The 10,672-nt window shown below is 55.5% G+C and carries 12 protein-coding genes and 1 tRNA gene; 11 read left to right on the top strand and 2 right to left on the bottom strand.

Going from position 1 to position 10,672, the window contains the following annotated elements:
- Positions 1-417, bottom strand: a 417-nt coding sequence (locus VEH04_07540; GenBank protein ID HYG22616.1) for a transposase, incomplete at its 3' end; no start/stop codon positions are given.
- Between the two features lie 557 nt (positions 418-974).
- Between VEH04_07540 and VEH04_07535 the strand changes: the two genes are divergently transcribed.
- The 9 genes from VEH04_07535 to VEH04_07495 all read left to right on the top strand — a co-directional run bounded on the left by VEH04_07535 (position 975) and on the right by VEH04_07495 (position 7,719).
- A complete protein-coding gene (locus tag VEH04_07535) occupies positions 975-1,334 on the top strand; it encodes a hypothetical protein (protein HYG22615.1) in 360 nt (119 codons plus the stop codon).
- A 933-nt stretch (positions 1,335-2,267) separates the two neighbouring features.
- Positions 2,268-2,780, top strand: coding sequence for a hypothetical protein (locus VEH04_07530; protein HYG22614.1), 513 nt, complete (start codon positions 2,268-2,270; stop codon positions 2,778-2,780).
- A 10-nt stretch (positions 2,781-2,790) separates the two neighbouring features.
- Positions 2,791-3,231, top strand: coding sequence for a hypothetical protein (locus tag VEH04_07525; GenBank protein ID HYG22613.1), 441 nt, complete (start codon positions 2,791-2,793; stop codon positions 3,229-3,231).
- A 228-nt stretch (positions 3,232-3,459) separates the two neighbouring features.
- Positions 3,460-3,804, top strand: a complete 345-nt coding sequence (locus tag VEH04_07520) for a hypothetical protein (GenBank protein HYG22612.1) — start codon at positions 3,460-3,462, stop codon at positions 3,802-3,804.
- A gap of 508 nt (positions 3,805-4,312) precedes the next feature.
- Positions 4,313-5,029 (top strand): hypothetical protein, encoded by a 717-nt coding sequence (locus VEH04_07515; GenBank protein HYG22611.1) that lies wholly within the window; start codon positions 4,313-4,315, stop codon positions 5,027-5,029.
- Between the two features lie 153 nt (positions 5,030-5,182).
- On the top strand, positions 5,183-5,533 hold the full coding sequence (locus VEH04_07510) for a nuclear transport factor 2 family protein (protein ID HYG22610.1): 351 nt from the start codon (positions 5,183-5,185) through the stop codon (positions 5,531-5,533).
- 195 nt (positions 5,534-5,728) lie between these two features.
- Positions 5,729-5,950 (top strand): type II toxin-antitoxin system HicB family antitoxin, encoded by a 222-nt coding sequence (locus tag VEH04_07505; protein ID HYG22609.1) that lies wholly within the window; start codon positions 5,729-5,731, stop codon positions 5,948-5,950.
- Positions 5,951-5,997: 47 nt separating this feature from the next.
- Positions 5,998-6,159 (top strand): type II toxin-antitoxin system HicA family toxin, encoded by a 162-nt coding sequence (locus tag VEH04_07500; GenBank protein HYG22608.1) that lies wholly within the window; start codon positions 5,998-6,000, stop codon positions 6,157-6,159.
- A 693-nt stretch (positions 6,160-6,852) separates the two neighbouring features.
- On the top strand, positions 6,853-7,719 hold the full coding sequence (locus VEH04_07495; protein HYG22607.1) for a hypothetical protein: 867 nt from the start codon (positions 6,853-6,855) through the stop codon (positions 7,717-7,719).
- A 486-nt stretch (positions 7,720-8,205) separates the two neighbouring features.
- On the opposite strand, the gene VEH04_07490 is transcribed toward VEH04_07495, so the two are convergent.
- Positions 8,206-8,280: transfer RNA gene (locus VEH04_07490), tRNA-Lys, on the bottom strand.
- 135 nt (positions 8,281-8,415) lie between these two features.
- On the opposite strand from VEH04_07490, the gene VEH04_07485 reads away from it, so the two are divergent.
- Both VEH04_07485 and VEH04_07480 read left to right on the top strand, forming a co-directional pair.
- Positions 8,416-9,348, top strand: a complete 933-nt coding sequence (locus VEH04_07485) for an ABC transporter ATP-binding protein (protein HYG22606.1) — start codon at positions 8,416-8,418, stop codon at positions 9,346-9,348.
- Position 9,349: 1 nt separating this feature from the next.
- Positions 9,350-10,660, top strand: coding sequence for an ABC transporter permease (locus VEH04_07480; GenBank protein HYG22605.1), 1,311 nt, complete (start codon positions 9,350-9,352; stop codon positions 10,658-10,660).
- Positions 10,661-10,672: the final 12 nt, after the last annotated feature.

Raw genomic sequence — 10,672 nt, 5'->3', positions numbered from 1 at the left:
GAAGAACAGACGCTGGCGGAGCAACGCGCGCAGGGGTCGCAACGCAGCGGGATAAACGTAGGCTGGCGGGATGAGATTGGAGCGCAGCAGGTGCGTGATCTTTTCGGAATCGACGCGATCGTTCTTATTCTTGCCGCCGTGGATGGCTTTGAGGTAGAGGGCATGTGCCAGGACGAACGTCAGACCGGCGTCCAGACAGGCATCGGCAAGCCAGTACCAGCCGAACATGCATTCACAGCAGACGGTCAGGTCTTTGCGATAAGGGGCGACCAGCTTGAGGAAGAAGCCGAAGTCATTGTTTTTGACGTTGGTATGGACCAGGATTTTGCCTGAGCGATCCATGACACAGACGTACATCTGACGGGCATGGAGATCGATTCCGCAGTTGAATTCCGTGGTGGAGGTATAATACTTCATACGCATTGATGAATTGGCGCTGTGAAGCGCCGGGTTAATGTTGTTTGCGGGGAAGTGCTCGAACACTTCTCCGCTTTTTCACCACCGATGATATCACACATCACCGACGGCTTAGATGGGAGTTTCAAGATCACTGCAGCGAAAGTGCCGGGCGCATGCCGTTTCATGCGCTTGGTTCTTTCACAGTTTCCGAGTAGGCGGAGCGGCGTTTACCGCCACTTCGCTGAGTTCTATCGTTCGGCGTAAAGTGGTCTATGAAGGAGCCAACGCCAAAACCGCAAGGCAGCCGTCCCCCTCCACGCCCGCCGCGTGGTTCAGGTGTAGCCAAAGGTGCCGGTGATTCGGATGGTCCGAGAAAACGAAAAGAGGTTGTGCGGATAAATTTGCCACCGAATCCCGCTGCGAATCCGAGGATCCGGGTTTCGGACGGCGCGTGATCAAATGAATTCTTCAATGACCACGCCGAACCAGCCGGATGCAGAGAATCCCACGAGAGCGTCGCGGTTGGCAATCGGTCGTGACTGGCGCGGGGTCTCTGATCCTTTTCGTTATATAAGATGATCGCCTTCGAGCTTTATTTGAACGGAAAAAAGGTCTGCACTGCTGGAGTGGGAGACCTCGGTGTATTGAGCAGTTGCTTGGTTTGGCGCGGAGCTCAGCCGTATCAAAAGGGCGGCTCACCAGTTTCCGAATATATCAAGGTGGACGTCGGCGGTCTCGCCGGGTCTGGCGAGCATCTTTGGTGGGTGGAGCGAAATCTCAAACGCGGAGAAGTAGTAGCAATCAAGGTTGTTGAGACTGATCGAGTCGATAAACCTCGCAAGCGGCAGCGTCCAGATCCAAAAGGAGACTTGAGACGCCAGAAGCAATATGTTCGTCGGATGGCAAAGCAGTTCGGTTGGAAGATTCAGACGTGAACTTGTATAACAAACTGGATGCAGTGAATCCCGCGCTCGCATCTCTGTTGCATTCCGGATACCGTTGGCGCGGGGTCACTGATCCAGGATGTTCGGCGTGAGCATGACTAAGGCAATCGGTTCCACGATAGCGGTGGGCTTCGTCATCTTTGTTTTGGCCGTGGCGCTGTATGCACGTCGTGAGGTTCGGGCAGCCGCTGATCATTCTGCACACGCGGCGATCACAGCCGAGATTTGCGACCAGTTGGGCAAGCGCGCAAGCACCGGTTCTTTTCCGAGGTCTCTCAGTGAGCTGCCACTGGTGTTCCCTGATGGCGGCGACGCGTCCCTTTTGACTCGATTCACATACGAGTCTACGGGGACCAACTGCACACTGCGCACGCATCTTGGGACACACGAGTTGGTGCGGTCGTTTCCACAGTGAACACGCCGAACAAACCGGATGCAGAGAACCCGGCGATGACGTCGCCGTTAACAATCGAAGCCTCTTGCCGCCGGGTCTCTGATTCGGGACGTTAGCCCGCAGCGAATGTCATGGAAACAGTATGGGTATTCACTGGTACGAGAGCACAGTTTCCCGCAGGTGTGTTCAGGGGGCGCGAGACGGCTGAGCGGTGGATTCGTCAGCACGGCTTGACCGGAACATTGACAGCGTATCCGGTCGATGTCGGCGTATACGACTGGGCGGTCACTGCCGGATATTTTTCGCCTCGGCAAGATGACCAGCGTGCGTCTGAGTTTATTCAGCGCTTTAGTTCCGCGAGTCAGGAGCATTATCATTACGAGCATGGAAACATGGGCTAACAAGATCACTGCAGCGAAAGTGGCGGGCGCATGCAGTTTCATGCGTCTGGTTTCTTCGCGGTTGTCGAGAAGCCGGAGCGGCGCTTACCGCCACTTCGCTGAGTTCAATCGTTCAGCAAACACGACGCCATGAGCCAATACATCCACGCCCCCTTCGCGGTCGCGCTTCTGATCGCCGTAGGTTGGACTACGCTCTTCTCGCTTATGAACAAACCCGGCATCCGCGGATTCCGCAATTTGGGAATTCTGGCATCCTATGTCTTGGCCTTCGTCTTCTTGTTAGTTGCCGGCTGGAGGTCGGCACTCGTGACGTGGGCAGTGTTTGGAGTTGTCGGCGGCGCGATCTACATCTGCTGGGAGATTCTTCAGCGGCTGCGCACTGCTGCCGGGGAGCAGAAGCCGGGAGTCAGTCTATCACCCCTTGTTCACGGCCTTTTCGCGTGGCCCATCATGGTTCCAGAGGCGGTAGAGTATGCGCTGGCCGAGTTGGGCGTTCTGCGTGCTCCGCCATCCCCGCCGGCCAAAGAAATTGCTGAACCAGGCGTTGCACCCAACAGCCGCCCGCCCTCGCAGTTGCCAACATCACCGGAAGTTCAGTGGCCCGATTCGCTGCGGACGCCTTCTTCCGGCGGCTGTGGGTGAGCTATGCGTTATGGGTAATTGCATTTTGCATTTGGCGTTACTTTCGGCACTCGTCATGGGCGCCGGTTGTCGCACAGCGCCAAAGGGAATCCCATCTGCTTATCGCGGGGAGTTTTCGTTCGATAAGACCGCCACCATCGCGTACTGGGATGCGCAGTCCCACTGGCCTTTAGAGGTCAAGGCGCGGCTCGTAAGGATGGCGATTCCTACCCTCCTTCGTATAGAGGCCGACAGGATTGTGGTCATTGACATAGCGAGCGGCCACAGCGTGACGCAGCAGGTCGCTGGCTTGCGTGTCAGATCGGACGTGATGCAGTTGGACCTTCACAGCAATTTTGCCCAGACGAACAAGACGACGACTCTCCATTACGATTCCCGAGGTTTTTGGCTTTGCGAAGGCACGTTGTTTGCCGACTATCGAGAGCGATTTGAGCGAGCCGGAAACCCATAACAAGCCGATGCACACGAACCGCCGCCGAGCGTTTCAGTTTCGACGCTCAGGATTTCTCGGATCCTGGAGTCGCAGCGACCGCACGTCGCCAGCTGCGGTCGGTGATCTTCATCGTTCGGCATAGAGACAATGCGCTTGTGTATTTTCGTTTTCAGCTCGCTGGTTCTCGTTGGCGGGTGTGCGTCTCCGACAGTTCACTCCCTCGATTCCAAGGCGAACTACGGTTACGTGTTCGGTGACGTCAGCGCACCTGAACCGATCATCATTCACAGTGATGTCGAGAGGGAGCATCGCAGCGTATTGGGGATTTTCCCGCTTCATTCGCAGTATAACGGGGACTGGGAATTTGAACTGGTGGCTTCAAGCGCCTGGCTGGATCAAGTGAAAAAAGGATTCGTCGAGATTCCGTTTGCGGATGTGAGGCCTAGACAGGTGCCTGATTGGTTCTCGCCATCTTCCGACGACTTTACTGCCTGGAAGATGCAGGCCACTTCGTATCCAAACGCTCATCTTTTCATTGAGAAGAGGCCTTCATCCCAGGAGCGGATGAGAGTTTTCATCCGCAGACATTGACAATGAGAGAGCCGAACAAACCAGATGCAGTGAACCCGGCGATAGTGCTTCGGTTTGCAATCGAGGATCAGTGGCGCCGGGTCACTGATCTGGAACGTTAGCGGTATAAACATGGAGACTCTTGCCAATTTTGCGGTGTTTTGGGGTTTGGAAATCGCGGCTCTCCTTGTCCTCATGATCTCGTTGTTGTTCGCGCGCTGGCTGGCAGTCGTAATCGCTGGAGGCCTACTGGCTATAGCCCTCATGGCGGCGCATTTCGCCTTATGGGTTTTTCTAGCTGGCGTTGGGTCAGCTACCAGCACGAGCCAGAAGGGTTATTCGGTCGCTCTGTCTTTTGGCATGGGCTCAGTGGTCGCATTGGCTCTATATTTTCCATTCGCCATAGCTCGGCACAAGAAGCGACGGAGGGCACATGCAGGGAGCCGCTAACCAGAGGGTGGAGCAGAACCGCCGCCCCGCGTTTCAGTTTCCGACCTGCACTGGAAATTCCAACACGAGTCGTGCTTGCGTGAGCACGCTTCCAGCGGCGGTCGCTCACCCTGATCGTTTGACAATCATGAGAACGCTTACCGCTGCGCTCATTTGCATTGTTGCCATAACCGGATGCACGCCCGGGGAGTCCGATGCGGTTGTTAAGTCATTTCAAGAATACAAGTCAGCCATTCTCGAACAAAAAGGCCAAGTCGCCGTCGGTCTGGTAACGAAGGGGACGGTTGACGAATACCAACACTACGTGGATTGGGCGTTATCTGCCGACCGGCAGACGTTGGAGTCGCTTTCGTTCATCAACCGCTTTCAGGTGTTTCTACTGAAGCATCGCATTCCTGCGGATACGTTGAAACAGTTGAATGGCCAGTCGGTATTTGCGTACGCGGTGGACAGAGACTGGATTGGGAAGAATGACGCTATTAGAACCACACTCGGGAAGGTTGATGTTGCGAACAGCCGAGCCACCGCCGAAGTCCTGATTGGTGGGAAGAGGAGCCCAAACAGGTTTCAGTTTCTAAAAGAGGACGGAAGATGGAAATTTGACCTCATTCAAGTTATCCGAGACACCGACCATGCACTCAAGGCTGCTGCCAAGAAGCAGGGCGCGACGGAAGACGAATTCATGTTCTCCCTCATAGAGACCGTGTCTGGGAAGCGAGTAGAGGACGCGATTTGGAATCCGATACAGAAAGTCGAACCAGACGGTGCAGGCAACATCCACCGCGCCGGCCAGTAGCATGAGCATCAGAGAACACAACACTGTGGTTGCAGTCGCGAGCGCGGCTGCCAGTGGCTGTGCCTGACCTTTGCGTTAGGCGCATAAGCGCAGATTGACTCGAATTCCACCGGCGTGAATGGAGCGCGAAAAACGCATCAAAGCGAATCTCCTATGTCAGACAATAATAAATCGATCTTAAAGAAGGCAAACGCGGCCATCGCTCAAGGCGACAACGAGGGATTCTTGTCGTTCTGCAGCGAGGACACGGAATGGAAGTATGTCGGCGACAAGACCCTTAAGGGGAAAGATGCCGTTCGTCGGTATCTTGAAGCTTCTAAGGAGCCTCCAAAATTTACCGTCACTGATTTGATCGCAGAGGGGGATTTTGTCACGGCGCTTGGCGACATAACAATGAAGGACGAAGACGGAAAGATGGTTCATCAATCATACTGCGACGTCTGGCGCTTCCGCTACGGTAAAATGGCCGAACTAAGAGCCTTCGTCATTAAAACCGAAAGTTAAACGATGAACTCCCATGCAGATTCAGGAAGCGCCTAAACCAGGCGCTGCAAGCAACAGCCGCCCGCGCGGGCAGTTGATCGTTGTATGAACCTCAAACATCATCGTTCCAGTTCACGCTTCAATCAGACGGCTGTGCGTGAGCTTGGTCGGCAAAACTGAATTGCGCGTACCCTTGATACAGAGCACATTTCCATCATGACAAAAACGCTCACGGCAGTTCTGATTCGGGAGGACAACGGGTTTGTTGCACTGTGTCCAGAGATCGACGTGGCCAGTCAGGGCGATTCCGTGGAGCAGGCCAAGGCGAATCTTCGAGAGGCCGTAGAGTTGTTCTTTGAGTGCGCCTCGGCGGAAGAAGTACGCGACCGGCTTGCTTCGGAATCGTACGTCTCCTCTTTGGAGGTCAGCGTTGCCTAAGCTTCCGCGATTTTCCGGCGAGGAGGTCTGCCGGATACTGGAGAGCCATGGAGAGAGTGCGGCAGCGAGGCAGTCACGTGATCATGCAACGGTGGATTGAGAATTCGACCATCACTGTTCCAGTGCCAAACCACAAGGAACTGAAGATTGGCACATTGCGCTCGATCATTCGTCAAAGTCAGCTATCACTCTCCGCATTTAGTGGTTGACCCCGATGCCGAACACCTATTAAGCCGGAGACGTCAACAGGTAAAAGGAGTGTGAACGAGAAAGAGTTTTCTTTTTCGTCTGCGGACCTCATATGGCCTTTTCCGCGAAAACAGCACACCACTTATTTTTCAGACAGGCTCTTAATTTCAGTTGGCAGCTCGGAAGGGCCGCTTCACGCGCAGAGGCGCAAGGGCATTCCGGCTAAACACCTATTCGCACTCAATCGACCCGGCCAGAGTCCCAGCCCCGTAAAGGGCCAGAACCTCGACCGGTTTTCCATCCGCGTGATCAAACGCCACTGCCAGGCATGGAGATCTATGGGCCCTTTCGCTCCTGCTCAATCGGCCGCAGGCGGCCTTTGCCTTCGGCAAATCCTTCTCTCCTCTTCCCAAGAGGCTCGAATCCGCAGTTGAATTCCGTGGTGGAGGTATAATACTTCATACGCATTGATGAAATGGCGCTGTGAAGCGCCGGGTTAATGTTGTTTGCGGGGAAGTGCTCGAACACTTCTCCGCTTTTTCGACACCGATGATATCACGCATCACCGACGGCTTAGATGGGAGTTTCAAGCAGATGCACCGAACCACTGCCCGGCGCTGCAGTTTTGACACTGTTGGTTCTTCTAGAGCTTGGACCGGCAGCCAGAGCCCGCTTCCAGCAGTGGTCGGTGATCTTGATTGCCTCATGCCACGATGAATCGTAATCACGAGATCATACTCTTGTTTCTGGCCGCATTGATTGTGGCTGGAGCCACGTTTCGGCAGGAGAGAGAAACGCACAAATTGCGCAGGGCAATTGCAGAACTCACGAGCGACCGGATTGACGAGATCGCAGCTGTTCCCGCTGACAACCATATGCAGCCTGCAGATATGGAAGCAGTACGACGAGAGCTTGGCGAAGTTCTCCGATTGCGGGCTGAGGTAGCTCAACTGCGCCAGGAGAAGGTAGAGACGGCAGCGCTTCAGGCTAGCATCGAGAAGCTGACGGCGGACATATCTGCCATTGCAGTTCGATCTCCACAATTGATGGATTTCATCGTGCCGTCCTCGAATGTCGCGCCTCAAGTTTCACAAGCAATCACCATGGCCGAGTCGTCGCCCGCGGCTGCTGCGCAGTGGGTCGCTGCGTTGCCGGAAGGGGAAGACAAGAACCAAGCGACAATGGCAGTGATTGAGCGATGGCTTCGCTCGGATCCCGCCGCGGCCGCTGGTTGGACTACAGAATTTCCCGAGGGCCCTTTGCGAGATGCGGCGATGTCCCGCGTGGCTCGTGAATGGGGCCTGCACGACTGGAATGCCACTTCTGAATGGCTTGAGAAACTACCAGTTGGATCTTCGAGAGATGCCGCGATTGGGGCATTTGTGATAAGCGCGGACGGCTATGACATCCGATTGGCGGTGGAATGGGCGAACCTTACGGAAGATCCTCAGAGCCGAGCGCGGCGCCTGGAGTCAACAGCTCAACGCTGGTTACGAGAAGACCACGCGACGGCGCGAGCCTGGCTGGAGAAAGCGCAATTGCCAGCAGGCATGGCTGAGCGACTTTTATCTGGGAGATAGAACCGTTTTGAAGAAACCGCGATCGTGCACACCAAGGCGAACAACAAAGGATGTATTGCTGCAGCAGCGGAGCCAGCAAATACTCCGTTGGTTGAACAAGTCCGGTAAAGAGGTCCGACTCAGCGCCACGCAGCCACGCTCAGCCTATTGGCACTTATGTTTTGGGCTCCAGCCTGGCAAACGGATGAAGACAGAGATTTAAAGAAAAACTTCTCCAAGATGTTGCCGATCGGGGGGATTCGATTGCTTATCTGAGACTTTACGTCGTCTCATTTTCAACGATCGTTAACCTCGCATTAGACCATGACGCGAGGGGTTACATCACCACGGTCATCGCGGTCCGTTCAACGGATTAGAACTGGAGCGAATTGTCCGATTCCATGTGACAGTGAAGAGGCTTTCAGTCCATAGATTCAAACACCGTTTCGCACGGAGTATAGTAGGTGCGAAAAAGACACCGCTGGTGGGTGTGTTGAAATTTTTAAGTGGTGCCCCGGCACGGACTTGAACCGTGAACCAATTGATTAAGAGTCAACTGCTCTACCATTGAGCTACCGAGGCATTCCGGTAGGGCGAAAAAGATTGTCGCAACGCATTCATTTGTCAATGCGCTTCGGGTCACGTCGATTATAAAACCTGCAGGGTTCTCTTCGCGTTGACGCTTGTGTGCGGAGCCACACGGAATAGGATCGCGGCATGAACACGCTGAAGGTGGAGCGGTTATCCCAAGCATACGGCAGCATTCGCGCCGTGGATTCCGTCAGCTTTGAAGTGCGCGCGGGTGAGATCTATGGCTTGCTCGGACCGAACGGCGCGGGAAAAACGACGACCATCTCCATGATTTCCGGTCTCCTCAAACCCGATTCCGGCGATGTTCTTGTGGCGGGCTCGCCTTTCTCCGCCAATCCACAGGCAGCAAAGCGGATCATGGGCGTCGTGCCGCAGGAGCTTGCCGTCTACGAGGAGATGAACGGACGCGAGAATCTTGAGTTCTGGGGCCGCATGGCCGGCCTGAGCCGGGCCGAGGCGAAAACGCGCGCGAGTGAACTCCTGGAGGCGCTGGCATTGGCGGATCGCTCGAAAGATCTCGTGAAAACGTATTCGGGCGGGATGAAACGTCGCATCAATCTCGGTTGTGCCCTGTTGCATCGTCCGAAACTTTTGTTACTGGATGAACCCACGGTTGGCATTGATCCCCAAGCCCGCCTCAGCATTCTCGAGTTCATCCGCCGCCTCCGCAACGACGGCACCGCCGTGCTCTACACGACGCATTATCTCGAAGAGGCCGAAACGCTTTGCCAGCGCATCGGGATCATTGACCAGGGGCGGCTTCTTGCCGAGGGGACATTGCCTGAGTTGCAGGATCGGCTGGGCGGGGATCGGGTCTTTGTGCTTGAAGCGGATTTAGACGGCACAGGTCCCGAACACTGGAATGGATTCGAAGAACGGTTCCGTGTAATTCAGAAGAATGAGCGGCAGCTCGTCGTCGCGGCCCGAGGCGCGCGCGATCCATCGGAATGTTTGAAGGATTTGCTGGGTCTGCCTGTTCGCGCCGAAAACGTAACGCTCAAGCGTCCGACGTTGAACGATGTCTTCCTTCAACTCACGGGGCGCGATCTTCGCGAATAAAATGCTCCACGTTCTCCTAGCCAAGGATCTCCGTCGCGCCTGGCGCAATCCGTTGCCCTGGCTGGTCAACCTGATCATTCCCGTTGCGATCACGGCGCTCATCGGCCTGGCATTTGGCGGCCGGCCGTCAGAGCAGGCCCTTGGAAAAGTGCGGTTCGCGATCGTGGATGAGGATCAATCGTTGTTGAGCGAGTTCCTTCGCGGGGCGATGCAGAACCGTGAGGCGAGCGAGCATTTCGAACCCGTGTTCATGACACGCAGCAATGCAGTCCGCGTCATCAACCAGAACAGCCTTAGCGCCGTCGTGATCATTCCGACGAACTTCATGAAGCGATATCTCTCGGGAGAATCGCCCTTAAGTCTCGAGCTGATCAAGAACCCCGCTGAATCAGTTCACCCTGCAGTGATCGAGGAAATGCTGGGCATTGGCGTCGCAGCCCTGAACGCAATTTCGCGCAATTTGAATTCCGAGTTTCCGGAATGGCGGCGGGCTTTGGATGGGAAAATGGATTTTCGGCACGTTTCGCAATTGGTCGAACGAGCAGGGGAGAAGCTGGAAAAGGCCGGGAAATTCATCGATCCGCCTCTCGTCAGTTACGCCAAGGAAGAAGATGCGCTGCGAGTGGATGGAACGCAGAACGGCGCTGAAACGAACGCAGTGGCATCCGCCGGGAAACCGAAGGAAAAAACCAGGCGCAATGACGCGGCCAACATCTTCGGGTTTCTGTTGATCGGGATGGCTGGGATGTTCCTGCTTTTCCAGGGAAGCACAGCGATGGTTGACCTGCATCGTGAAGTTCGCCAGCGCACCTTTGCGCGGTATCAAACGCTCAATAAACAGTACTGGCCGTTCATCGCAGGCAAGGTTTCTTTTGCGCTGGCCGTGCTCCTCATTTGCAGTGGTGTGATGTTCCTGGGCGGGGGCTGGGCATTTGGGATCCATTGGCGCCAGCCGTCCGCGTTGTTTGCACTGGTGGTGGCCTACTCTGCGTTCACCGCGGCGCTGTTTGCCCTGCTGACTGCGCTGATTCCGGACGAGCGCAGCGCTGGCGCATTGAACACGGTCGTGGGAATGGTGCTCGCCATTGCGGGTGGTTGTGCATTTCCGCTTCAACAAATGCCGGCCTTTCTCCGTGATCACATCAGCCCGTTGCTGCCGACGCACTGGTTCGTGCAGGCGGCGCGGGGATTGCAGTTCAATGATCCTGTTCCGCTCGGTGTCGTCGTCCTTAAACTGGCCATCACGGGCGCAGTGCTCATTGCGGCTGCGGCTTTTGTTTTTCGCCGGCAATTCAGCAGGGGCGGGCAATGAACATGGAGGCGA

The sequence above is a fragment of the Verrucomicrobiia bacterium genome (assembly GCA_035629175.1).
Lineage (GTDB): Bacteria > Verrucomicrobiota > Verrucomicrobiia > Limisphaerales > DASXHY01 > DASXHY01.
Note: the sequence above shows the minus strand (reverse complement) of the source record. Positions and strands in the feature narration are given on the sequence as shown.

Bases quoted from the DNA above. Each gene is read 5' to 3' on its own strand.
- VEH04_07480 (HYG22605.1), top strand. From the start codon at position 9,350: ATGCTCCACGTTCTCCTAGCCAAGGATCTCCGTCGCGCCTGGCGCAAT.
- VEH04_07485 (HYG22606.1), top strand. From the start codon at position 8,416: ATGAACACGCTGAAGGTGGAGCGGTTATCCCAAGCATACGGCAGCATT.
- VEH04_07500 (HYG22608.1), top strand. From the start codon at position 5,998: ATGGAGAGAGTGCGGCAGCGAGGCAGTCACGTGATCATGCAACGGTGG.
- VEH04_07535 (HYG22615.1), top strand. From the start codon at position 975: ATGATCGCCTTCGAGCTTTATTTGAACGGAAAAAAGGTCTGCACTGCT.
- VEH04_07510 (HYG22610.1), top strand. From the start codon at position 5,183: ATGTCAGACAATAATAAATCGATCTTAAAGAAGGCAAACGCGGCCATC.
- VEH04_07495 (HYG22607.1), top strand. From the start codon at position 6,853: ATGAATCGTAATCACGAGATCATACTCTTGTTTCTGGCCGCATTGATT.
- VEH04_07530 (HYG22614.1), top strand. From the start codon at position 2,268: ATGAGCCAATACATCCACGCCCCCTTCGCGGTCGCGCTTCTGATCGCC.
- VEH04_07505 (HYG22609.1), top strand. From the start codon at position 5,729: ATGACAAAAACGCTCACGGCAGTTCTGATTCGGGAGGACAACGGGTTT.
- VEH04_07525 (HYG22613.1), top strand. From the start codon at position 2,791: ATGGGTAATTGCATTTTGCATTTGGCGTTACTTTCGGCACTCGTCATG.